This is a genomic window from Seonamhaeicola sp. (genome assembly GCF_028281565.1).
In the GTDB taxonomy this organism is placed as follows: Bacteria; Bacteroidota; Bacteroidia; order Flavobacteriales; family Flavobacteriaceae; genus Seonamhaeicola.
In genome coordinates, this window is the sequence record NZ_JANQJQ010000017.1 from 1 (window position 1) to 22,733 (window position 22,733).

General features: G+C 36.2%; 24 protein-coding genes. 10 read left to right on the forward strand and 14 right to left on the reverse strand.

Translation table 11 applies throughout. From position 1 onward, the window contains the following. Positions 1-93 precede the first annotated feature (93 nt). From Q0983_RS08920 to Q0983_RS08935, 4 genes are all read left to right on the forward strand, one after another. Positions 94-756, forward strand: coding sequence for a 2TM domain-containing protein (locus tag Q0983_RS08920; protein WP_299551590.1), 663 nt, complete (start codon positions 94-96; stop codon positions 754-756). A gap of 11 nt (positions 757-767) precedes the next feature. Further along, positions 768-1,103 (forward strand): 2TM domain-containing protein, encoded by a 336-nt coding sequence (locus Q0983_RS08925; protein ID WP_299551593.1) that lies wholly within the window; start codon positions 768-770, stop codon positions 1,101-1,103. Positions 1,104-1,105: 2 nt separating this feature from the next. Then, on the forward strand, positions 1,106-1,426 hold the full coding sequence (locus tag Q0983_RS08930) for a 2TM domain-containing protein (protein WP_299551596.1): 321 nt from the start codon (positions 1,106-1,108) through the stop codon (positions 1,424-1,426). Between the two features lie 94 nt (positions 1,427-1,520). After that, positions 1,521-2,276, forward strand: a complete 756-nt coding sequence (locus Q0983_RS08935) for a LytTR family DNA-binding domain-containing protein (RefSeq protein ID WP_299551599.1) — start codon at positions 1,521-1,523, stop codon at positions 2,274-2,276. Positions 2,277-2,331: 55 nt separating this feature from the next. Here Q0983_RS08935 and Q0983_RS08940 read toward each other — a convergent pair whose 3' ends face one another. The 6 genes from Q0983_RS08940 to Q0983_RS08965 all read right to left on the reverse strand — a co-directional run bounded on the left by Q0983_RS08940 (position 2,332) and on the right by Q0983_RS08965 (position 8,022). Beyond that, complete coding sequence (locus tag Q0983_RS08940; RefSeq protein ID WP_299551602.1) at positions 2,332-2,823, reverse strand: hypothetical protein; 492 nt, start codon at positions 2,821-2,823, stop codon at positions 2,332-2,334. A gap of 160 nt (positions 2,824-2,983) precedes the next feature. Next, a complete protein-coding gene (locus Q0983_RS08945) occupies positions 2,984-3,859 on the reverse strand; it encodes a nuclear transport factor 2 family protein (RefSeq protein ID WP_299551605.1) in 876 nt (291 codons plus the stop codon). Positions 3,860-3,954: 95 nt separating this feature from the next. Beyond that, on the reverse strand, positions 3,955-4,830 hold the full coding sequence (locus tag Q0983_RS08950; protein ID WP_299551608.1) for a helix-turn-helix domain-containing protein: 876 nt from the start codon (positions 4,828-4,830) through the stop codon (positions 3,955-3,957). A gap of 15 nt (positions 4,831-4,845) precedes the next feature. After that, positions 4,846-6,018, reverse strand: a complete 1,173-nt coding sequence (locus tag Q0983_RS08955) for an LETM1-related biofilm-associated protein (protein WP_299551611.1) — start codon at positions 6,016-6,018, stop codon at positions 4,846-4,848. A gap of 58 nt (positions 6,019-6,076) precedes the next feature. After that, positions 6,077-7,237, reverse strand: a complete 1,161-nt coding sequence (gene argE / locus Q0983_RS08960) for an acetylornithine deacetylase (RefSeq protein ID WP_299551614.1) — start codon at positions 7,235-7,237, stop codon at positions 6,077-6,079. A 158-nt stretch (positions 7,238-7,395) separates the two neighbouring features. Beyond that, entirely contained in the window at positions 7,396-8,022 is a 627-nt protein-coding gene (locus Q0983_RS08965) for a YceI family protein (protein ID WP_299551617.1), read from the reverse strand. 380 nt (positions 8,023-8,402) lie between these two features. Between Q0983_RS08965 and hemN the strand changes: the two genes are divergently transcribed. The 6 genes from hemN to Q0983_RS08995 all read left to right on the forward strand — a co-directional run bounded on the left by hemN (position 8,403) and on the right by Q0983_RS08995 (position 13,473). Beyond that, complete coding sequence (gene hemN / locus Q0983_RS08970; RefSeq protein ID WP_299551620.1) at positions 8,403-9,767, forward strand: oxygen-independent coproporphyrinogen III oxidase; 1,365 nt, start codon at positions 8,403-8,405, stop codon at positions 9,765-9,767. Between the two features lie 111 nt (positions 9,768-9,878). After that, entirely contained in the window at positions 9,879-10,709 is an 831-nt protein-coding gene (locus tag Q0983_RS08975) for a universal stress protein (RefSeq protein WP_299551623.1), read from the forward strand. 374 nt (positions 10,710-11,083) lie between these two features. Then, positions 11,084-11,503: a MarR family transcriptional regulator gene (locus Q0983_RS08980; protein ID WP_299551626.1), complete on the forward strand. Its 420-nt coding sequence runs from the start codon at positions 11,084-11,086 to the stop codon at positions 11,501-11,503. Positions 11,504-11,561: 58 nt separating this feature from the next. Continuing rightward, positions 11,562-12,278 carry a DUF481 domain-containing protein gene (locus Q0983_RS08985; RefSeq protein WP_299551628.1) on the forward strand — a complete coding sequence of 239 codons (717 nt, stop codon included), beginning with the start codon at positions 11,562-11,564 and terminating at the stop codon, positions 12,276-12,278. Between the two features lie 9 nt (positions 12,279-12,287). Beyond that, positions 12,288-12,719, forward strand: coding sequence for a hypothetical protein (locus Q0983_RS08990; protein ID WP_299551632.1), 432 nt, complete (start codon positions 12,288-12,290; stop codon positions 12,717-12,719). 28 nt (positions 12,720-12,747) lie between these two features. After that, on the forward strand, positions 12,748-13,473 hold the full coding sequence (locus tag Q0983_RS08995) for an isochorismatase family protein (protein WP_299551635.1): 726 nt from the start codon (positions 12,748-12,750) through the stop codon (positions 13,471-13,473). A gap of 52 nt (positions 13,474-13,525) precedes the next feature. Here Q0983_RS08995 and Q0983_RS09000 read toward each other — a convergent pair whose 3' ends face one another. The 8 genes from Q0983_RS09000 to Q0983_RS09040 form a co-directional block, all read right to left on the reverse strand. After that, on the reverse strand, positions 13,526-14,926 hold the full coding sequence (locus Q0983_RS09000; RefSeq protein WP_299551638.1) for a TolC family protein: 1,401 nt from the start codon (positions 14,924-14,926) through the stop codon (positions 13,526-13,528). Continuing rightward, a complete protein-coding gene (locus Q0983_RS09005; protein WP_299551641.1) occupies positions 14,923-16,278 on the reverse strand; it encodes a biotin/lipoyl-binding protein in 1,356 nt (451 codons plus the stop codon). The genes Q0983_RS09000 and Q0983_RS09005 overlap by 4 nt, the downstream gene beginning before the upstream one ends. 6 nt (positions 16,279-16,284) lie before the next feature. Beyond that, positions 16,285-17,943: an ATP-binding cassette domain-containing protein gene (locus Q0983_RS09010; protein WP_299551644.1), complete on the reverse strand. Its 1,659-nt coding sequence runs from the start codon at positions 17,941-17,943 to the stop codon at positions 16,285-16,287. A gap of 2 nt (positions 17,944-17,945) precedes the next feature. Next, on the reverse strand, positions 17,946-18,617 hold the full coding sequence (locus tag Q0983_RS09015; RefSeq protein WP_299551647.1) for a TetR/AcrR family transcriptional regulator: 672 nt from the start codon (positions 18,615-18,617) through the stop codon (positions 17,946-17,948). A gap of 204 nt (positions 18,618-18,821) precedes the next feature. Continuing rightward, positions 18,822-19,523 (reverse strand): sulfite exporter TauE/SafE family protein, encoded by a 702-nt coding sequence (locus Q0983_RS09020; protein WP_299551650.1) that lies wholly within the window; start codon positions 19,521-19,523, stop codon positions 18,822-18,824. Positions 19,524-19,735: 212 nt separating this feature from the next. After that, positions 19,736-20,182: a FixH family protein gene (locus Q0983_RS09030; RefSeq protein WP_299551653.1), complete on the reverse strand. Its 447-nt coding sequence runs from the start codon at positions 20,180-20,182 to the stop codon at positions 19,736-19,738. A 104-nt stretch (positions 20,183-20,286) separates the two neighbouring features. Then, a complete protein-coding gene (gene ccoG, locus Q0983_RS09035; protein WP_299551656.1) occupies positions 20,287-21,711 on the reverse strand; it encodes a cytochrome c oxidase accessory protein CcoG in 1,425 nt (474 codons plus the stop codon). 54 nt (positions 21,712-21,765) lie between these two features. After that, on the reverse strand, positions 21,766-22,707 hold the full coding sequence (locus tag Q0983_RS09040) for a cbb3-type cytochrome c oxidase N-terminal domain-containing protein (protein WP_299551659.1): 942 nt from the start codon (positions 22,705-22,707) through the stop codon (positions 21,766-21,768). Between the last annotated feature and the right edge of the window lie 26 nt (positions 22,708-22,733).

Genomic DNA, 22,733 nt, shown 5'->3' on the forward strand with positions numbered 1-22,733 from the left:
ATGAAATGAGCCATAATAACTAAACGGAATACCCACCAAAATGTTTAATGGCGAATTACATCTGACCTATGTAGAACAATAAAATTTAAACAGATGAAAGATTTTAATAAAGAAGAAAAATATATTGGCGCCAAAAAGCGGGTAGATGATATAAAAGCCTTTTATACACATCTTGTTGTATACGTTTTAGTAAATATCTTTATATCTTCTATAAAAATTGCGTTTAACATCAGAGGCGGAGAATCGTTTTCCGAGGCTTTCTTTGATTTTTCAACATTTGCCGTTTGGATGGCCTGGGGTATAGGTATTACATTTCATGGTTTTGCAGTATACAGTGAAAACACCCCGTCTTTCAGACGATGGAAAGAAAAGAAATTACAGGAGTTTTTAGAGGAGGAAACAGCCAATTTTAAGACAACTAATAATCAACTGGGGCTGGAACACTATGAAGGCGATTTTTCTAAAAGAGAGGCTTATTTTCATTCTAAAAAGAAGGTAGAAAATCTAATGGGTTTTTGTTGGCATGCCGTAGTTTATATTGTTGTTAACGTATTTATTCTTTCTGTACTGTATTTTGTTACCAACATATCTTTTACGGCCTGGTATACTTATGCTACAGCCTTTTTCTGGGGTATTGGTTTAGGCTTTCATGCCATAGTGATCTTTGGCAGAAATGTAGTCTTCGGAAAGGGTTGGGAACAGCGCAAGATCAAAGAATTTATGCGCAAGGAAGAACAAACGGATCTTTGGAATTAAATGTCAAGATTATGAGGCGATTAGAACAAAATTATAAATCAGAGCCACTCAGAAAAGAAGATGCTTATTTAAGAGCTCAAAAAAGGCTGAAAGAACTTAAGGGGTTTTACTGGCATGCCTTCTGGTATGTGGCGGTAAACATATTCATTTTTATTATGATTGGAAGGGGATCCAATTGGAATGTCTGGCATTTTGGTACCCTGGCAACGCCGTTATTTTGGGGTATAGGATTGGGGTTTCACGCCATAGGAGTGTTTGGTAAAAACCTGTTCTTTAGCAAATCCTGGGAGGACCGAAAGATCCGGGAATTTATGGAAGAAGAGGACAGAAGGCAAAAATATGAATAATCATGGAGCAAGGTAAAAATAAAGGCTATTTTAAAGCCAAAGACAGAGTTAGACATATAAAGATGTTCTATTACCATTTAGCGCTGTATATCGTGGTGCTAATCCTTCTTAGTATTAATTTTTACTATTTGGATGAAAACAATAAATATGCAGATTTTTTCATGTTATTTAACTCCATAATCATTGTAGTTTGGACCATTCTTATCATCTTACACAGAAGGTGGGCACTTAAAGGCAAGACCTTCTTTAAGAAAAGCTGGGAGGACAAAAAAATGAAAGCGTATTTGGAAAAACAAGAAGAAGAAACAACCCTTTGGGAATAAATACGTCTCTTTTAGACATTTTAGATGTCACACTGAGCGCAGTCGAAGTGCTCTCAAAGCTCTAATGATACAATAGCTAACGCAAAATATAAAAATGAAAGTACTAATCATAGAAGACGAAAAACCATCGGCAAGACGCTTACAGCGTATGCTTGATAAATTGGGGATTGAAGCCGAAACCATGTTACACTCGGTTGAGGAGTCTATAGCCTGGTTCCGGGAAAACCAACATCCGGACCTGATCTTTTTAGACATCCAGTTAAGTGACGGCTTGTCATTTGAGATTTTTGAAGCTATCAAAATAAAATCAGCTATTATTTTTACCACGGCTTACGATGAGTACGCCTTACAGGCATTCAAATTAAATAGTATAGATTATTTACTAAAGCCTATTGATTCCGAAGAATTAAAAAATGCGGTGAAGCAGTACCAGGAGAATGCACCGGAAAAACAAGCGGTTACCTTGGACTTTTCAGATATTAAAAAGCTCTTGGTAAATCCGTTGGACCGGGACTACAAAAAGCGTTTTTCAGTAAAGGTGGGGCAACATTTAAAGCTCATAAATGTTGACGACATAGAATGCTTTTATTCCGAGAACAAAGGAACGTATTTGCATACCAGCGAAGGCAGAAACTATTTGATGGATAAAACCCTGGAACAGTTGGAAGACGAACTGGAACCTCATACCTTTTTCCGTATCAACCGTAAATTCTTTGTAAATATCAATGCCATAAAAGATATGGTAAGCTACACCAATTCGCGTTTACAAATTAAACTGCACTCTTATAATGAACAGGACGTTATTGTAGCCCGGGAGCGGGTTAAGGATTTTAGGGCCTGGTTGGAATAGTGATTTGGGTTTTGTCCAACATCTTTGTGTATAATGAAGCTGGTGTCGGTTTTTCTTATGAACTGTGTTGGGTGTAGTCTGTATGTTCTTTTTCTAGTTTAAACCTAATGAAAAATTGTAATGACTTTTCACCATTTTCAAGATCCAGAATTTTTCTCATTTGACAATTTTTATTTAATTCAGGGCATAAAAACTCTTTTTTAATAATTCCTGTTCTAATAGCATTTTCTGCTTCTTTGTATGCAGAACAAACATAAAGTTTTGGTTTTTGATCTATTATTATTTCGTGATTAACAATATATTCATAGAAGTGATTTACCCAAAAAACATCATGATTATTTGTCTTTTCTTGTTCAACAAATTTACCACAAAGATGAATTGCAACAAATTGATTTTGATTTTCCGGTTCATCTTTATAAACCGATTCTAATTCAATTTGGTTTTCTTTGCTTAATTTATTCCACCAATCTTCTACCTTAGAAATTTCTTGAATTGGAACAACTGATTTAAGATTTCTCGGGATTTCCCGAATTTCTTTTTCTTTCATACTATTCCCCAGTTGATGTTAAACGAAGGTAGTCGAAATTTTTTACAAAGACAAGATAAAAATACTACTGCTCCACTCGGTTTTCACCAAAAGAAAAAAGCAGCTTGAAGGATTACTCAAACTGCTTTTATATTACGAATTAATGAAGGTTTACCTATTGCTAAAAGTTGAACTTTCCGTTGGTGTTTTTCCATTCAGATTCATCTAAAATAGCTTCTATAACATCCCAATGTTCTGCTATTTTTCCATCCTCAATTCTAAATAAATCGTAGAAAGACGTATGCTTTCCGGCAAATTTCCCTTCGCTAACCGCAAGTACAAAATTCCCTTCACCCAAAACAATATGGTTTTTATCATATACCATGGTAATACCATTTTTAGCCATGTCTTCAAGTGCTTTACCTAAACCGGAAACACCATCACCAATCATAGCATTGTGTTGTATGTATTGATCGCCATTAAAATAACTACCCAACTTATCAAACTCACCCTTTACCAAAACAGTATTTATAAAATCAGTTACAAGTGATTTATTGGCATCGGTTTTATCTAAATCTTTAATTTCAGTAGTGCCATCGGTTTGACTATGGTTACTAGGGTTATTTGGCATAATGGCAGATAGGTTGTCCCAATGTTCAACTATTTTACCATCTTCAAACCTAAAAATGTCAAATCCTACTTTAGGGCCAAAAAAGTCATAAATGGTATGCGTAAAGGCATAGTTGCCATCTTGAAAAGAACGTACTATTTTAGCTTTAAATCCGCCTTCCGGTGCGTGTTGTAAAACAGCCCCAAAACCCTCTAAACCATCGGCAACAGCAAGGTTGTGCTGGATGTATTTTTCCGGGTTAATATAACCAACAGGTGTTTTGTCACCGGTTTCAAGACTTACTAATAAGGCTGCAGCTTTTTCTTTGTTTGTTAATTCTGTTTTGGTTTCCATGTCTTCAGTTTTTAATGGGTTTTTTTCTTTTTTTGATGTATTGCAGGAACTTAGTACTAAGGCCAAGGCAATTGTTGTTATAATTTGTTTCATTTTTGTGTTTTTTATTTGGTACAAAGATGCGTCAGAATGATATATGAGAAAAGATGAAAAAGGGAATAAAAAAGGTTAAAATAGAACCTTAGGTATTATTTGTAGTTGTTTTTGAAAGATTTAGGGGTTAATCCCGTACTTTTTTTAAAGTACTTGTTGAAATTAGTTGGATCTTCAAACCCTAATTTATAGGCTAGTTCGTTCACTTTTATATCCGAATTAATTAAATTCCTTTTAGCCTGAAGAATGATATAATCATCAATAACAGATTTGGCTGTTTTGTTTACCAATGCTTTACAAACGGCGTTTAAATGTTTGTAAGTTATGGCCAATTCCTTAGCATAAGTGTCGGCACTTCTGGTTTTTGCAAAATTGCGTTCCAGTAACGAGGCAAATTTTTGGAAGAGATTAATTTTAGAAACGTTTTTTACATGAAAGGTCTGATGTTGTTTTAACTGTTCAGCCTTTGAAATCAATATAACAAAAAGTGCCTTTACAATAGTTTCTTTATTGAACCCTTCCTTTTTTACGGACTCTTCATATAGTAAATTAAAATAGTTATGGAATTCCGACTCCAAGGGTATTTGTAGAATTGGTGAAAAAAGTTGTGGATTAAAAAGCCTAAAAACAAAGTCTTCGGGTAAATGGGAAAAGCTGTTTGCAAAATAAGCTTCAGTAAAAATGATGCAAAAGCCATCCATAGTATCGGTAAAACAAAACGCATTAATTTGATCTTTGGTCAAATAGATCAAACTGTTTTTTTGAATGGGATACCATTTAAAATCGACAAAATGTTTGCTTTCACCTTGAGTGATAAAGATGAGGTTATAAAATTTTAATTGGTGTGGTTTTTCAGGGTTTACTTTGAATGATTTTTTATTTGCAGCAATTCTTTTTAAAGGCACTATTTCAAAACCAAAATTTTCATCTACTGATGATTTAAAGCTTATTTGAGGAATGTCCGTTTTCATTGCACCTTGTAAAAACTACTCTTCAACTCTGTTTTCATCAAAAGCCGAAGGCAATAATTTAGGAATAAATTTTACCACTAAAGGTAGTAACAACGCCCCGCCGGGGAGCATAAAAATAGCGAGACTGGGTATGGATTTAAAAATATCTAATAACTGTTCCTGTACCTTTTTTTGTTCTTCGTCATTTAGATCTCTCATGGTAGACTGTGTTAACAGCACCATAAGTTCTTTACTGTCTTTTAATTCCCTGTACAAACGTTTTCGGTTTCTGGAAATCAGTTTGGTAACCATTTTGCTGGAGTTATTGTAAAAACTCTGAACAATATTTTTAGAACTTAAAAGGGCTATATTATCCTTGTTTACCGAATAAAATAAATTTACAGAAGTAATAGATTCCTTAATTCTGTCTTTGGAAATACTTAAATCGGTACCAAGTTTTATCAAAAATCGTTGTTCGTTTTTATCAATTTTTTTATCGGTCCAGGTAGCCATACAGGCCAGGTCCAGGATATAGCTTTTTTCCTGATCGGTTTTAATATAGCTTATGGCTTTCAGATATTCCAAAGGTTTACTATTGTGATATCGCAAAGACGATTCAAACAGTTTAATCAAACTCTCATCGTATTTGTTAATGGTTGATTTTGAATTTAAAACGTCTAAGATGATGGCTTCAATAGAGGCTTCCAGTTTTTTTAGATAGTCAATGGAAATGGACTGTTTTATCAGATATTCCTGATAAGCCAATACATCAATGTACAACAGCGCATTAATGATGAAGTACTTAAAATTTTTGGTAAGTACATTAGCATCAATCTGAATACGTTTATGGATTATTTTCTCCAGTTGTTCACTGGATTTTTTACCACCCAGGAGCTCCCGAAAAAAGGAGGTTTTCAGTTCATTTATTTGGGTATAAAAACTAATGGCGGTATCAACAAAAGGAACTTTGGTTTGCGATTGATGGTGGGCATAAAATAGCGCTAAAAGTAAATTGGTCTTTGATAATTCTTCTTCGGTGAGGTCCCTTTTGGGTACAACCGCTAGAACTACATCCAAATTGTTTCCATAGATAAACCCACAGCCTCTTAAAGCATCGTAGAAATCGGTTTCCTTAATGCTTAAAAAAGCAGTGTTTTCAGAAATCTCCTGAAATAATTTTTTAATCCAACCTTGAGCCGATGGGTTCATACAAAAGTTGTTTGCGATAAAATTACATCTTATTTATGAATACCAAAAAGAACTGATATTAAATAGAAGTTTCTAAATGTTTAACCAAAGCCAGCATCATGTCCACCCCTTTGTTTAACTGATCTTTAGAAATATATTCATTGGCCCTATGAGCCTGTTTTATAGAGCCCGGGCCACAAATAATACTTTGAAAACCGGCATTGGCAAAATGGCCGGCTTCAGAAGCATAAGAAACCGTTGTCCAGTTGTAGTTTCCTGTTATTTTTCCAATAAGATCAATGGCATCGGAATCTTCACTTGTATTCAGTGACGGTACAATAGGATGGTTTTCCACGACCTCTATTTTAAATCCTGAGAAAATAGAACGGAGTGCCTCTTCTCTGGATTTACAGTAGTCCAGCAGGTCCTGATATAACTGGTTGGCATCATCTTGCGGAAGACATCTGATATCCAGTGAAAGTGTGGCATTATTGGCAATGATATTAGGCGCTATACCACCATGTATCATCCCGGTATGCAGGGATGAATGTGGCGGATTAAAACGTTCGTCAATGCTACCGGAGTCAATAAGGGCGTTCATTTTTTGTTCTGCCCACAATACAATTCTTGCTGCTTCATGAACGGCACTCACTTCTTGTTTTATGCGACTGCTATGGCCTTGCGAACCATTAACGGTAATATCTATGATATGGATGCTTTTTTGGCCTATGATGGGTTGCAACATGGAGGCTTCGCCAATGATGGCGTATTTGGGGGTTTCAACATAGGCTTTTTTAATATGCTCTATAAGCGATGGTGCGGCTAAACAGCCTATTTCTTCATCGTATGTAAAAGCAAAATAAACGGGTGTTTTTAAGGGCGCTTTAACCATATCGGGAAGGGCTGCCAGACAACAGGCTAAAAAGCCTTTCATATCACAACTACCGCGGGCGTATAAATTGCCATCACCTTTGTCTACAAGTTCAAACGGGTCCGTATCCCAGGGCTGACCTTTAACAGGAACCACATCCGTATGGCCGGAAAGAATGACACCGCCGTCAACTGCCGGGCCTATACGGCAATGCAGCGACGCTTTGTTGCCTTCTTTGTTGGGAACCAGCGTAGTTACAACATCAAAGCTTTCAATGTATTCTTTGATCCAATGAATGATCTCTAAATTGCTTTCACCTCCTAATACAGGAAACGAAACCAACTTTTTAAGTATGTCCTGGGCAGTCATTAAAAGTTTTTAGCTTTTTCGAATTCGGATTTTTGCTTTTCGCACATATTTTGAGTCACAGTTTTCAGTCTCAGTAGGCAGCACTGTATCCACTATGTGTCTCAATACCTTTGCGTCCCTGCCTGCCGGCAGGCAGGTTTGCGCCTTGGCGAGAGCATTTAATTCTTTCTCAGGTAAGTACTAACTTCAATAGCCACATCTTCCCAGGTTTTACTAACATTGTCAGCACCCTTATGTAAATCAAAGCATACCTTATTTAAAGAAGCTAAGGCATCCAAAGCGTTCCAGTCTTTAAGATTCATAACACCGGTCATGGTAACACGTCTTTCCTCTTCAATACTGACATTTAAAGGCAAATCATGCGTAACACCATTCATGGTCAGAGAAGCTGAGCATTTGTCATTAGTATAGTTGATGGTGCCTTTTATGAACTCCGTGTCCAGCATAGCACCAAAAAAAGATGTTTTTATTTTAGCATCTCGTGTATTAGTAGCGTCATTGGTAAATAAACTACTGATGGGGATGGAAAAACTTAAACCATTAAGAGCCTCTTGGGCAGATGATCCGGATTTAATTTCAAACTTAGAGGTTGTAAACTCACCGCCAACACCTACTTTATCGGTAGTTTTATAGGCGGTCCACTTAACTGAGGTTGCTTCAGGTTTAACGACAAATTTTTCTGTTTCAACTACTTCTTTTTCAGTGGTTTTAGTGTCTTTCTTTTCGTTTTTGCAGGCAACAATGCTTATTGTTAACGCTATTAATAAAAAACTGATCTTTTTCATACGTTTAAATTTTAGTAATTATCTGTTAATAAATTAATTATAAAATTGAGAACGTATGTAACCACTCCGTTCTCACATTAAAAATTTTAAACATTCCCTTTTGTAAAAAATGTTTAAAATTTATTAATGTTCGTTTCATGTGTTTAAAAAGTTTTATAAGCCACCAATAATTAGATATGATTTACTTGGTGGATACTGGTATTTGTTTACTAAATGCCCACCCGCCTGACCGAACGGGCAGGTTATGGGCTTTCATTTTTTTGATTGTTTTTATTGAGGTGGGAAGTTAATCATTATTAACAGAATTACAAATAAAGGTATGACATATATCATGTTTTTAAAGGAGGATTGGTTATAATTTTGTTTTGTAATTGTTAGGTATGTCAAGAGCGTTAATAAATAAATATAATATTGCGGGGCCTCGTTATACGAGTTATCCAACGGTTCCTTATTGGAATAATGGAACGTTTTCGTTAGAATACTGGAAAGATTCCTTAGTAAGGTCCTTTAAAGAAAGTAATTCTGAAGAAGGTATCAGCCTTTATATTCACCTGCCTTTTTGCGAAAGCTTGTGTACGTTTTGCGGTTGCAACAAACGTATTACAAAGCAACACAGTGTAGAATCACCATATATAAGTGCAGTTTTAAAAGAATGGCAGCTGTATTTGGAGTTGTTTAATGAAAAGCCGGTTGTCAAAGAATTGCACCTGGGCGGCGGTACACCAACATTTTTCAGTCCGGAAAATTTAAGTGTATTGATAAACGGTATTCTTAAAGATTCTGTTTTGGCTGAAGATCATGAATTTAGTTTTGAGGGCCACCCCAATAACACCACAAAAGCCCATCTACAAACGTTATACGATTTAGGTTTCAGACGTGTGAGTTATGGTGTTCAGGATTATAACGAAACCGTTCAAAAGGCGATTCACAGAGTGCAACCTTTTGAAAATGTAAAACGTGCCACCGAACTTGCCAGGGAAATAGGTTATACGTCGGTTGGACATGATATTATTTTTGGTTTGCCGTTTCAGAATTTAGACCATGTAAGGGAAACGATTTTAAAGACCAAAACCTTATTACCGGATAGGTTGGCATTTTACAGTTATGCCCATGTGCCCTGGATAAAAGGTAACGGGCAACGTGGATTCAGCGATTCCGATTTACCATCGGCAGCATTAAAACGTTCACAATACGAGTTAGGAAAAGAATTACTGGCAGAAGTAGGTTATCACGAAATAGGCATGGATCATTTTGCCCTTAAAACAGATGCGCTTTACAGATCTATGGAAACTGGTGCCTTACATAGGAACTTTATGGGCTATACGGCTTCTAAAACCCAGGCTATGATCGGGTTAGGGGTATCATCCATTAGTGATAGCTGGTACGGTTTTTCCCAAAATGTAAAACGCATAGAAGACTATTACAAACTTTTAAATCAAGATATCATACCGGTTTACAGAGGCCATATTTTAAATGAAGAAGATCTTATCATCAGAAGGCATATTCTTAATTTAATGTGTGGTTTTAAAACCGAGTGGCATCAGGATAATCTTTATTTTGATGAGCTTCCTGAGACTTTAATAAGGTTGAAAGAAATGGAAGCAGACGGATTACTCAATAGGAATTCCAATAGTATTGAGGTGACTGAAAAAGGCCAGCCATTTGTCAGAAACATTTGTATGGCTTTCGATCTATTATTACAGCGAAGACAACCCGATACACAGTTGTTTTCAATGACCGTTTAACCTGACAAAGCACTTCCTTGAAGTTGGCTTCAAGGGAATTGTTGAAATTGTCATTCCCGTGTGTCACGCTGAGCTTGTCGAAGTGCAAACGGGAACCTAAATTTAGAAACCATGAAAAAGATTATTGTACCTATTGATTTTTCAGAGCATTCGGAATACGCCCTAAAAGCCGCTGCTGAATTAGCTAAAAAGAATGATGCGGAATTGCTGGCATTGCATATGCTGGAGATGTCGGATATCATATTGACGGGAGCGGGTGAGGAGCCACAAAAGGTAATTTACTTTTTAAAATTGGCCGAACAGAAGTTTGAAGGCTTTTTGGAGAAAGATTATTTAGAAGGCATCAAGGTGACCCCTATTGTTAAACACTTTAAAGTGTTTAGTGAAGTTAATGAAGTTGCTAAAAAATACGAAGCAGATCTTATAGTTATGGGCTCACACGGTGTAAGTGGTGCCAAAGAATTTTTTGTTGGATCCAATACGGAACGTGTGGTCCGTAATGCCGAAATACCGGTATTGGTTATTAAAAACGATATTGCCAAAGTTAAGTTTGAGATCGTGGTATTTGCTTGCGATTTTACCGAAGATTCCATTGAGTCTTATCTGAAAGCTTCAAGCATGTTCAGTAAAATGGACTCTAAAATGTATCTGGTTAATGTAAACCTGCCGAATGACAGATTTAAAAGTTCGGATGAAATAGAAAGAGATGTTGTTAATTTCTTTACGAAAGCCGAACGGAATTTAGATAAAATGAATGATGTTCATTATGTGGCGGATTACACTGTAGAAGATGGTATATTAAATAGTGCCAATAAATTAGGTGCGGACTTGATTGTAGTGCCTACACATGGTAGAAAAGGCCTGGCACATTTCTTCCAGGGTAGTATTGGAGAAGATGTTGCCAACCATTCCACATTACCGGTGATGACATTTAAAATATAAAATATTTAAAACTTGGTTAATTAATTTCGGGAAGGGCGTCGGATCTATTATTCATTAGATTTGGCGCTTTTCTTTTTTAGTGAAACTCTGTTTTTAAAAAGCAACGAAACACGCATTTAAAATAGTTAGTTGAACTCTTGCCTGCTGGCAAGCAGGAATCCCGCTGAAAAGGGCGATCTCTGGTTTATTGCTATGTGGTGTCACGCGGAGTCTTCTGGGATAAAAAAAATTAAATTTAAAACACACCCCTTATTCCCCTCCTTTCTAGGAGGGATTAAGGGAGGTGTAAATTTGTTTACCTAAACTGTTTGCTTTTAAAGTAAAGTGACTTAAAAATAATTTTATATATTTGTACATACAAATAATGTGGTTGTATGAAAAATTACTTTCAGACTGTTTTCGAAATTATCAGAACGGGGCATTGGATAACAGATTCCATTTCAAAAGAATTAAAGGAATACAATATTTACGAGCCACAATATAATGTGTTGAGAGTTCTTAAAGCTGCAGACGGTAAACCTGTTTCGGTTAATGAGATTTTAGACCAAATGGTGCAAAAGTCCAGCAATGTAACAAGAATTGTGGATAAATTAACGGATAAAGGGCTGGCAGAAAGAACCTTATCTGAAGTTGATAGAAGGAAAATGGATATTGTAATTACAAAAAAAGGCGAAGAACTTTTAGCCGTTTTAGATAAAAAAGTTTACAGTTTTCATAAGCCGATGATGCATAATTTAACGGATGAAGAAACCGAAACACTCAGACAACTAATTAAAAAGCTGAAAGGAAGCTGAGTACTATTTTTTTGAATAAATATTTGTATATACAAATAATGTATGTGTAATGAAAAAAATGATTATCATATCAATTCTGGCATTAGTACCATTTTGCTTATTAGGGCAAACAGATAGCCTAAAAGTGGAGGCCAGAGTAGGTGTTAGAGGTAAATGGCAAACAGGGAATTTAGCCCAGTTTGTTATTAACCCCAATGCAGGGTTGACTTTTAAAAAGAACAATAATCAGTTGGAGTTTCAGGGAAATTATGAGTTTTTAAAAGTAAATCAGGGCAGTTTAATAAATGACTTTTGGACCTATGGGATCTATCAATATCAAGTACATAACACCCTGTTTCCCATTGTAATGATTCATTATGGTTATTCTCAGGCCTATGCCATAGATAATTCTTTGATTGGTGGATTAGGCTTTGGGGTAAATCTTATGCCAAAAAATCATCGGAGTTACATACAAACCAATCTTTTCATCGGACATCTGAATATAAAATATCAAGATGTTTCAAAGCATAAGGGAACCAGTCTTGGCTCCTATGTAAAATTAAAATTTCCGATTGTGAAAGAATCCTTGGAAATTCTATTAGACGCTCAGGCCTATCTATCCTTAAAAGATACAGCATACAGTAGCTTTAACAGCAGGATCATTTTCCTGTTCAAGCTGATCAACAACTTTGGGTTTGACCTCACTTATAATTTAGTGTATACCAACAATAACCCATCAGTTACTTCAAAGGCCAACGGCAAGTTAATCTTTGGCCTTAATTATTCATTTAAATAAAACGAAAACATGAAAACATTTAAAATACCATCGTTAAAAAACATCACTGGAGATAAGCCCACTTCTGATCGGAATGCTAAAAAAAGCATTTTGGCACGAGGGTGTGATCCATACTTGTCTCTTAAGGCTTCGAAAGCTATTCCTCCATTAATTGGAAACCCGGAATATGTTCCGGTAACAAATGATATCGACTTTTTAGAAAAGTTAAAATCACGTCAATGGTCGGTAGTTTATTTTGCTCCCGGGGCTTGCAGGTACAGTGAGGCAAAATTGCCCATTCCCGGTTCAAATTCCAGTACGCTTGGTTGGACACTTGCCGAATATAAGGATTTGATAATGGAACTTCAGGGCAACGATGTAAAAATGGTTGAAACACCTTATGAGTCTGAGTCCATAAACTTTTTAGCTAGGGCCCTGGAAACTGCCAGAGAAACAAAATAAATCAATATAAATTTTAAAAACAAAAACAATGAAAACACAAAAGAAAGTGACATCCATCGCAATGACATTATTGACTACTTTTTTCGCATTAAGCATTTACGCCCAAAACCCGGGAGACAGTTTTATTCCCAAAGATCCAAAGTTTGATAATCTATTAACCTCGGAAAACACCGTGTTGTTGGTTATCGACTTTCAGGAAGAAATGCTGGGGATGGTTAGAAATATGGAAAGAGATGTTCTGATCAATAATACGCAAGCCATGATCAAAACCGCTCAGGTATTTAATATTCCAATAATTGAATCTACTATAGGGGTTGGTTTAGGTGCTAATAAGCCCATGCTTCCGGAGTTTAAAAAGTATATGAAAGATGTAAACAATATTGATCGAATTTCATTAAACGCCTGGCAAAACAGGGAGGTTATTAATGCTGTGGAAAAAACCGGTCGTCAAAAATTGATCATTACGGGCTTATGGACGTCCGGTTGTCCAACATATACAGCTTTAGATGCTATTAAAGCCGGGTATGAAGTTTATATTTTAACCGATGTTATGGGCGATGCTACTACAGATGCTCATAACAGGGCCATAGAAAGAATGGTACAGGCAGGAGCCATTCCGTTTACCTGGGAAGGTGCAGGGGCTGAGATACTGAGGGCTTATACAAACCCTAATGCCATGCAATCAGATAAAATAGATGGTGGTTTTGTTGGCATTATGAAAGACCACTTTTACCCGTTTGCAGGAAAATATTAATAGCAATTTATTGGTAACAGGCACCGGTAACAGGTGCCTTTGCCTTTGGGTTCTAGTTTAAAGGAACATCAGACAGTGCCAGGATATTAAATAAATTAGCTTTGGTATTTAAAAGGTCATTTTCAATTTCTATGGCTTTTAATTTGGAGTCTATAAGTTTTGATTCTCTCGAGTTTACCAGGAACAATGAACTTTCTCCAAGAAAAAATTTGCGTTCTTCGGCAGATAATAGTTTTGAATAATCTTCCACTATCGTTAAAGTAAAATCATTTTGCAACATATAAGACTCCAGTTCCTGGCTTATGGCATCAATTTTATTTTTTAAGCTTAGCCTGGTGTTTTGTAAATCAAATTTAGTATCCTGAAGCTTTATTTGTGCTAATTTTAAATCACCACGTTCTTTTCTTAGGAATAAGGGGAAACGTATGTTTAAACCGCTTTTGTAGGCTGATGTACTAAAGGATCTGGCTATTTCAGGTGTTTGTGACAGGAAATTGTATTGCAGGTCAATTTGTGGTAACAGATTATTGCGCATAAGTCTTTTTTCAATTGACAGACTTTGTATTTTATAATCCAGGGACCTGAGTTTTGGATGGCTCTCCATATTAAAAGTTTCAATGTCCAAACCAGAGGTGTTTAAAACGACGTCAATGAGCTCAAAGGTATCTTCATCAGGAACAATAGTATCCTTAATTTCAACCGGGGTATTATCATTTAACCAGAGAAAATTAGATAATTCCAATGAGGATTTAATAAACTTAATCCTGGCCTTTTCCAGGTTTAGCTTTCTACTGTTAAGTGTTATTCTGGCTTCCAAAGTATCAATAGCCGGTTTGTCCCCAACTTCATAACTCTTTTTAATGCCGTTAAAACGTATTTCGGCATTTTCTAAGAAATTTTCATAAACATTTTTTTCATTGTATTGTCTTAACCAATTAAAATAGGTTTTGGTGGCCTCATAAAGTATGTCATTTACAAGCAATTGCCTGTCTGCTTTTGCCTGTTTTACATATAGCCTGGATTGCCGGAGTGTTGCCATACGCTTGTTTGTTAACAAGCCTTTTGCTAAGGGCACAGAAACTCCGGCACTATACAATCCGTCAATAGGGACATTGGCTTCGGGGTTTAAAAAGTCACCCGTATTCTCTTCCAGATTACCTTTGAACTCAACTCCAAACCACACCGGAATTTTGAATGAAGCATTTAACCTGTCGTAATATTCGGTACCCTTGAACTTTTTTCGATCATAATCCACCTCTAATTTCGGATCGAATGCGCCACGGGCCTTCATTAACTTAGCTTCACTTTCGTTTATTATCAAGTTAGCCTGTTTAACAATAGGGTGAAAAGATTTTACATACCCCAAATATTCTTCCAGGGTTAGTACGGAAGAAACATTTTGGGCATAAGTGTTGCTTATAAAAAACAATATGATTAATATAAGTAGTCTCATTTTTTACTTTTTGAAGCTGTTTTATTGGTTTGCGGCTCATAATAATTCGGAGGGAAACTGTTTATTTGTCTCCATAATTCAAACCAGATAGGAACATCTTCTAATAATGCAATGGTTTTTGCTCCGGAACCCACTCTGATAGCTTCCGGCCACTCATGGTCTGTTTCATCCGGTGCCAATAAGATCCTGTATTTTCCGTTGTCACTTATAAAACGTTCAATAGCAACTACTTTTGCGCCATAAGTTCCATAGGATACATTGGGCCACCCACTAAATACAATCGCGGGCCAACCGTCAAATTGAACACGTACTTTTTCACCTATATGAAGCAATGGTAAATCTATTGGTCTTACAAAGGTTTCTACCGCTAAATCGTATGAGGCCGGCATAACGCCTACCAATTCCTGACCTTCTTTGAAAGTGACTCCAATACCACCTGTTAATGCTTTATTGATGAATCCGCTTTGAGGCGCTGTAACATAAAGTAAACTGTTACGCTTTTTATAATTGGCATAGGTGTTTTCCAGTTTTGTAACCTGGGCCTTTGTATCTAACTGACTGGATTGCGCAGTATACATATCGCTTTGTGCTTTCGATATTTTGTCCGCGTAAGATGCTTTCGTACGGGATAACTCAATTTCAGCATTGATAACTTCATTTTGGCTGGCCAAATATTTATTCTCCTGTGATATGAATTTGGCCTGAGTTTCCCGAAGCTTTATGCGCTTTAATTCCACATCTTTAACAGCTTTTAAACCTTCGTCTTGCAGGGTTTTTTCACGGTTAAACTGTGTTTCCGCAATTTTTAAATTGGTTTTAGCGGCTTCTAAGTCAATGCTATCGCTTTGCACTTTTAATCGTGCCTGTAGCAGTTTATTCTCTGTCTGCTTTAATTTTAAACGTCTTTCATTCTCTAAGGCCGTAATTTGACGCTTTAAGGCTTCCACTTTACCACTGTATGCTACTACTGAGGATGATTTAGCCTGTATTTGTTCATTGGTACGCTCTACCAATTTGTCATCAAAATAATCGCTCTTTATTTCAGAGATTCTTAAAATGGTATCGCCGGCTTTTACAAAATCCCCTTCCTGAACAAACCACTCTTCAATACGTCCCGGAATTTGGGATTGTATCGTCTGTGGGCGCTGATTTGGCTTTAAAGTAGTAACTATGCCCTGCCCGGTAATATTTTGGGTCCAGGGTAAAAACAATACGATTAAAAGTATAACAGCTGCTGCCAGTAAGAACCTGTTAAAGTACTTATAGTAACTTTTGTTCATGATATTCTTACCGGATTTAAATTGACTTAAATCCACTTTTTTATTTAGCTGATTATGAGATATGTTTAGCATAGCTTCCTAATTTTTTATTTTACCTTTTTCTAAGGTTATTATTTCAGTGCATCGGTCAATCCATGCACTGCTGCTGCTTACTACTATAAGCCCCCAGGGCCTGTCTTTGTGGGTTAAAAACTCTATAATGGATTTTGTCTCGGTTTCATTAAACCTGTCTAAGGCATCTTCCAGTATTAAGATTTTTGGCGCTTTTAAAATAGCTCTGGCCAGGACAATTTTTTTCGATAAGGTATATGATAACTGTTTGCCGTCCGGATATAAAATGGTATTTAAGCCGTTCGGCAGTTCTTTTACATAGTTTTTTAAACCTACAATCTCTAAGACTTTATAAATGTTGTCATCTGTAATGTCTTGGTTTCCAAAAGACAAGTTTTCTCTAATAGAACCTTCAAATGGTGATTCATCAGAAAGAGATAACCCCAGTTGGGACCTGTAATAATTTAATTTCAGGCTTTTAATAGACATATCATTCACATATATATTTCCCGAAGTGGCTTCTATAACACCGGAGATCAGGCGTAGTAAAGTGGACTTACCGGAACCACTTTCTCCTTTAACCAGGATCCTGCTTTTTGAGTTTAACTCCAGAGAAATATGTTTTAAAATGTGTTTGTCCCTATTTGAAACTTCATAGGAAACGTCTTCTAATTCAATGTGTATCCCATTCTTATAGGGAGGGGTTTCTCCTTCCTGGTTTTCTAAATTTTTGTCAACTATTTGCCCAATTTTTTCTAAAGAGGTTAAGGTGTCATAAAAAGATTCCAGTCCAAGTATGAGTTTCTCAACAGAGGCAATGACCAATATTATTATAATTTCGGCTGCTACAAATTGACCAATGTTCATCTCCTGGTTTAGAACCAAAGCCCCTCCAATTAATAATAAGCTGGCTGTTACTATCACTTTAAAGCTTATCATTTGAATGAATTGAAGCATCAGGACCTTAAAATGACTTTCTCTTGCTTTTAAATAACCACTTACCAGATCATCATTTTTATTTGTACTTAGATTGGTGTTCCCTGACAACTTAAAACTGATGACGGAACGAGCTATTTCCTGAATCCAATGGGCTACCTTATACTTGTTTTTAGACTCATTTAAACTGGTTTCAAGGCCTTTTCTAGCTGTAAACTTAAAGACGGCCAAAACAAGTATTAATAAAAGGAAGCCAAAAACAATGAAAAACGGATGGTAAAAAGACAGTAAGATCAAAGCAAACAGAATTTGTAAAACTGCCGTAGGCACATCGATTAATATTTTTGACAAACTTTTTTGAATCGTCAGAGTATCAAAAAAACGATTGGCCAGCTCCGGCGGATAGTAATTACGCAATTCGGCCATTTTTATTTTTGGAAACCTGTAGGCTAACTCAAAAGAGGAGCGCATAAAAATGCGTTGCTGTATGGTTTCAATAATCCTTAGTTGCATCAATTGCAAACTTCCTGAAAAAGCAACTCCCAGGGTTACCAGGATTACCAAAATTATCCAGGAGGTAGAGACTTGTGCACCCTGGATCAGGTTGATTATTGCTTGAATACCCAGTGGTAACGATAAAGCTACAACACCGGCAAATATGGCATAATAGAATATTTGAAGAATATCTCTTTTTTCTAATTCCAGTAAGCCAATTAAACGAAGCCATGGGGTCATTTGTTTTTTAGTCATAGTTAAGATTTCAAAGTGTTAAACACCAGGTTTTGGTAAAAGTCTATAGGAGTTACGCCGGTTTTACAATCAGTAATGGATTTAAAATGATCCTTCAGAAAATGCTGGTGTAAACTGCCCTCAATAATTGTACTGGCCAGACTGGACGGAAACGCATAGTCCGGATTGATATCTTTTATCATATCGCGTAACCTGTGAACAATGCGTTTGTAAATAACAAAATAGCCATCCTTGTTTTCCTGATCTACTTCTTTGGTTAAAAAGGATTTAGAGTTCTCATTAACAATTATTCTGTTTAGGATCACCTCATCAATGTGTGAAAAGTTGGTGTCTTCTTTAGTACTTCTTGCCACTATTTCAATGGCTTTTTTAAGTTTTTCGGTAGGGTTTAAACTGTGGGTCTCAAAAACCAATTGATACTCAATCCATGCCCAATACCATGAAGATAAGTAGAGAAGCAGCTTATGTTTGCTTTCAAAGTATCTGTAAATAGAACTCTCGTTAGAACCTATTAAAACACCTAATTTTTTAAAAGTGAAAGCCTCAAAGCCTATCTCATCAATTAGGGTAATACTATGTTCTACTATACGCTTACCCAAATCAGATGATTCCGGATCTTTTACATAGATCTTTTCCGGGACAGTGATCTTTAAATTTGAAAGTAATCTATCCATTTTTAATTTATTTGAACGCAAATATAATAGTAATACTATTAATTTAGAGAATAAGACTATTGATTTTATTAATGGGAATCATAATAAAATCTTATGAACGGACTATTTTTCGTATTTAATAGATTAAAAATCAGTAAGCTATATTCTTGGTGCTTAGCCTTTGAATAAGCTAAAAAGAAATAGTTTTCAGGTTAGAAAAGCCGTTTAATGGCAATCAACAGCACTGTTCACCATATCATAAACCGGAGCTGGGGACAGGTAAGGAATACCAAGGCCAAGGCCTCTTATAATAAATAGCGCTCCTATAATGACTACAAAAACAGGAATGGCTTTTTGGATTCTTTGCCTGGCAACACCTTTTAAAAAATGACTTGCATAAATAGCCGTAGTCATTAAGGGTATGGTACCTATACCAAACAGGGCCATATATAAACTGCCTTGAAGCGCATTACCTCCGGTAATGGCACCAAAAACAGCCATATAAACCAATCCGCAAGGTAAAAAACCGTTTAAAAAACCAATGGTCAAAAAGGTATCGGCAGATTTTCTTTTTAAAGCCTGACCTAATGCCGATTTAACTTTCGAAATCAGTTTATAAATAGGTTTGGAAATATTATACTTATTTAGTTTTTGTTGTGGAATTAAAGCAAAAGCAATCATTAGAACCCCAATGATAATTGATAATTGTTGTTGAAATCCAAACAAATAAAGACTCTTTCCTATCAGTCCAAAAACCAATCCTATAAGGCTATAAGCTAGAACTCTGCCAATATGGTAAAGGGTAATTTGAGATACTTTTTTAAAAGCACTTGTTCTGTCCACAGGCAGCATAAAAGCGATGGGACCGCACATGCCCATGCAGTGAAAGCTACCTAATATACCTAAAACAAATGCAGAAACAAGCATAATTAAAAATTTATAGATTCCTTAAATAAGCATTTCTATTATATTGCCAATTCACTTTAATGTTCCAGTTACCATCTAGCAAACGGGAGTCAGGTATGAGCAAATGTGGATTAGATAATGAAGTGGTATTTTCAAAATCTAGATGTTTGCCAGATGGTACGTTTAGGAACAATTTTTCAATATTTTTTTATTCACCAAAATAAATTGACAAACTAATAATCTATAGATTCTTTAAATAAATAAGAATTTCCATTATATTGCCAATCCACTTTAATGTTCCAACGGCCATCTACCAAACGGGAGTCAGGTATGAGCAAATGTGGATTAGATAATGAAATGGTAGTTTCAAAATCTAGTTGTTTGTTAGATGGCCTATATAGGAACAATTTTCCTGTAATTTTTTTATAATCTATATTGCCCGGGAACATAATTGTTAACCCGTCCTTAGTCTTTTTATAAGTAATATTTTCACTTAATGCTTTAGCATTTTTGAGCTTATCAATATCCTTTTGATATGCTAACTCGTCAGCATAATAATCTTCGGAGACCAAGTCATGGTCATATGCATCGTTGATATTCATCGTTACAATAAAGTACATTATAAAGGCAATAAACCCTATAAATGCTAAAACTATTCCTGTTCCCCAATTTAATTTCATCTTGCTTTAATTAATACCTTTTCTTTTTTATGGCTGCTGTGGTTATTGACTGCATTTTAAAAATCCAAAACAACCAATAACCTTGCAGCCACCAACCAAAATATTTATTTATAACTTCTAGGGCCTAAAAAGTTGGCCGTACAAGTTTCTATTAATTTATCATTGACGTAAACGCCAATTTTAATTTTGTTTCTATCGCCTGTTAATGCCGAATTATTTATTTCAATAAACAAGGTGCCTTCGGCTATTCCCTGGTTTGGTACAGTAAAACTATCGCTGGTTGCAACCCGTTTTAAAGTCCCTTTATGTGACATTAACTTTAGCGTTACATTTTCAATATCTTTAGTTGTTTTGTTTACCAGTTTATAGGTAAACACATTACTAATGATGTTGTTCTCTTTATGCTCATAAAGCTGTCCCGGTAATCTTAAAACATTGGCCTCTACATCATTCCTTAAAAACAACATACCTGTCAAAATACCAATCAAAATGGTCAGCACAGCTATGTAACCTTTCATTCTGGCGCTAAGCCTGAACGGCACTTTGTTTTTTATGTTTTCTTCACTGGCATAGCGTATCAATCCTTTGGGTAGATTGATGCTTTCCATAATGTGATCACACTCATCAATACAGGCGGTACAGTTAACACATTCCAGTTGTGTTCCGTTTCTAATATCAATGCCTGTAGGGCAAACATGTACACATTGCAAACAATCTATACAATCACCATGTCCAAGGGCTTGTCGGTCTTCATTTTTTCTAAACTTCTTTCTGCCGTTTGGCCCTTCCCCACGTTTATAGTCATAGGCAACAACCACCGATTTGGTATCTAAAAGCACGCCCTGCAATCTTCCGTAAGGACAAGCAATGACACAAACCTGTTCTCTAAACCATGCAAATACGAAATAGAACACTGCTGTAAAAATCACTAAAGGTATGAGCGTACCCATATGGCTTAACGGACCATCAATTACATACTGTATTAATTGATCTCCACCAATCAAATAGGCTAAGAATACATTAGCGATTAAAAATGAAATGATTAAAAATATAGAAAGCTTTAAGCCTTTTTTTCTAATCTTTTCAGCATTCCAGGGTTGCCTGCTAAGGCGCATTTGTTTGCCCCTGTCACCTTCAATCCAGTATTCAATACGTCTGAAAACCATTTCCATAAAAATGGTTTGCGGACAAATCCAACCACAGAAGATACGTCCAAATGCCACTGTAAACAGTGTTATAAAGACCACTCCAATGATCATGGAGATTACAAACAGATGAAAGTCTTGTGGCCAAAACGGAAATCCGAAAATGTTGAAACGACGCTCTAGTACGTTGAACATTAAAAACTGATTGCCGTTTATTTTTATAAAGGGCGATGCCAGTAAAAACACCAACAAGCCGTAACTAACAAGCTTTCTCTTGTCGTAATACCTACCACTCGGTTTTTTTGGATACACCCAGGCACGTTTTCCTTCTTCTGTTACCGTGCTAATCGAATCTCTAAATATTTCGTTCTCCGGGGTTTCCAAAACTTTATTTTTTAGACCTGCCGGTTATAAAACCTGGCAGGTCTGGTCTCAATTTTAGTTTGTTTGTGTAGAATCTGCTGGCGTTTCGGCCGGTGTTTCTACAACTGTTTCACCTTCTGCATTTTCATCTACCCAAATATCACCCTCAGGTGCTTTAGGATTCGCCGGTGTAGTACCTTGTAAGCTTAACAGATAACTGGATACCTGTGCTATTTGTGCAGGTTTTAATTGGGTTTTCCAGGCAATCATACCTTTACCGGAACGGCCCCCTTCAGAAACGGTTTTAAATACATTTTTAATCCCGCCTCCTAAGATCCAATGCTGGTCTGTTAAGTTAGGCCCAATACCGCCACCGCCGTCAGCCATATGACAAGCTATACAGTTAGTGTCAAAAATGGCTTTACCGGCACTTAAATCTGCAGCATCAGTCAATAATGTCACAGTGTTAATATCAACCAGATCTTTAGCTGTTTTCTTGTATTCTTCAATTGCTTCCCGGGCTTCTGCCAATTCCGTTTCCAGTTCATCAAACTGCCCCTGTCCATCAAATACATGATATCTGAGTAAATAAACAGCGGCAAATACAATGGTAATATAAAACCCATATAACCACCATGGTGGTAAGCTGTTATCAAGCTCTTTTATGCCATCGTAATTATGATCTAAAATAATGTCACCTTCTTCTTCAATAGGTTTTTGACCTAAAAGTTTTTTATAAATATTTTTCAGCCAGGTGAATTGATATGATGTTTCTTTTTCTGCTAAAAAGCGTGCTTTAGCTTCTTCATCCAGTTTATGAAGCATCACATTTTCAAGTGCTCCTACAATAGCTTCGATTGCTATTAAAATTAAGAGGACCAAAAAGAGAAATAGTAATACTACCGGATATTCTATAAAGGCTGGTTTTTCGCCTGAGTCTATAAAGAATTCTACAACTCCGAAGATGATGAAGAATACTACGGGTACTCTTACCCAAGATGGAACTAACTTTCTCATAATGTGTCGTCGTTTTGGTTGTCTAA

Coding starts and splice junctions, on each gene's coding strand:
- Q0983_RS08920 (WP_299551590.1), top strand. CDS start 94: ATGAAAGATTTTAATAAAGAAGAAAAATATATTGGCGCCAAAAAGCGG.
- Q0983_RS08925 (WP_299551593.1), top strand. CDS start 768: ATGAGGCGATTAGAACAAAATTATAAATCAGAGCCACTCAGAAAAGAA.
- Q0983_RS08930 (WP_299551596.1), top strand. CDS start 1,106: ATGGAGCAAGGTAAAAATAAAGGCTATTTTAAAGCCAAAGACAGAGTT.
- Q0983_RS08935 (WP_299551599.1), top strand. CDS start 1,521: ATGAAAGTACTAATCATAGAAGACGAAAAACCATCGGCAAGACGCTTA.
- Q0983_RS08940 (WP_299551602.1), bottom strand. CDS start 2,823: ATGAAAGAAAAAGAAATTCGGGAAATCCCGAGAAATCTTAAATCAGTT.
- Q0983_RS08945 (WP_299551605.1), bottom strand. CDS start 3,859: ATGAAACAAATTATAACAACAATTGCCTTGGCCTTAGTACTAAGTTCC.
- Q0983_RS08950 (WP_299551608.1), bottom strand. CDS start 4,830: ATGAAAACGGACATTCCTCAAATAAGCTTTAAATCATCAGTAGATGAA.
- Q0983_RS08955 (WP_299551611.1), bottom strand. CDS start 6,018: ATGAACCCATCGGCTCAAGGTTGGATTAAAAAATTATTTCAGGAGATT.
- argE (WP_299551614.1), bottom strand. CDS start 7,237: ATGACTGCCCAGGACATACTTAAAAAGTTGGTTTCGTTTCCTGTATTA.
- Q0983_RS08965 (WP_299551617.1), bottom strand. CDS start 8,022: ATGAAAAAGATCAGTTTTTTATTAATAGCGTTAACAATAAGCATTGTT.
- hemN (WP_299551620.1), top strand. CDS start 8,403: ATGTCAAGAGCGTTAATAAATAAATATAATATTGCGGGGCCTCGTTAT.
- Q0983_RS08975 (WP_299551623.1), top strand. CDS start 9,879: ATGAAAAAGATTATTGTACCTATTGATTTTTCAGAGCATTCGGAATAC.
- Q0983_RS08980 (WP_299551626.1), top strand. CDS start 11,084: ATGAAAAATTACTTTCAGACTGTTTTCGAAATTATCAGAACGGGGCAT.
- Q0983_RS08985 (WP_299551628.1), top strand. CDS start 11,562: ATGATTATCATATCAATTCTGGCATTAGTACCATTTTGCTTATTAGGG.
- Q0983_RS08990 (WP_299551632.1), top strand. CDS start 12,288: ATGAAAACATTTAAAATACCATCGTTAAAAAACATCACTGGAGATAAG.
- Q0983_RS08995 (WP_299551635.1), top strand. CDS start 12,748: ATGAAAACACAAAAGAAAGTGACATCCATCGCAATGACATTATTGACT.
- Q0983_RS09000 (WP_299551638.1), bottom strand. CDS start 14,926: ATGAGACTACTTATATTAATCATATTGTTTTTTATAAGCAACACTTAT.
- Q0983_RS09005 (WP_299551641.1), bottom strand. CDS start 16,278: ATGCTAAACATATCTCATAATCAGCTAAATAAAAAAGTGGATTTAAGT.
- Q0983_RS09010 (WP_299551644.1), bottom strand. CDS start 17,943: ATGACTAAAAAACAAATGACCCCATGGCTTCGTTTAATTGGCTTACTG.
- Q0983_RS09015 (WP_299551647.1), bottom strand. CDS start 18,617: ATGGATAGATTACTTTCAAATTTAAAGATCACTGTCCCGGAAAAGATC.
- Q0983_RS09020 (WP_299551650.1), bottom strand. CDS start 19,523: ATGCTTGTTTCTGCATTTGTTTTAGGTATATTAGGTAGCTTTCACTGC.
- Q0983_RS09030 (WP_299551653.1), bottom strand. CDS start 20,182: ATGAAATTAAATTGGGGAACAGGAATAGTTTTAGCATTTATAGGGTTT.
- Q0983_RS09040 (WP_299551659.1), bottom strand. CDS start 22,707: ATGAGAAAGTTAGTTCCATCTTGGGTAAGAGTACCCGTAGTATTCTTC.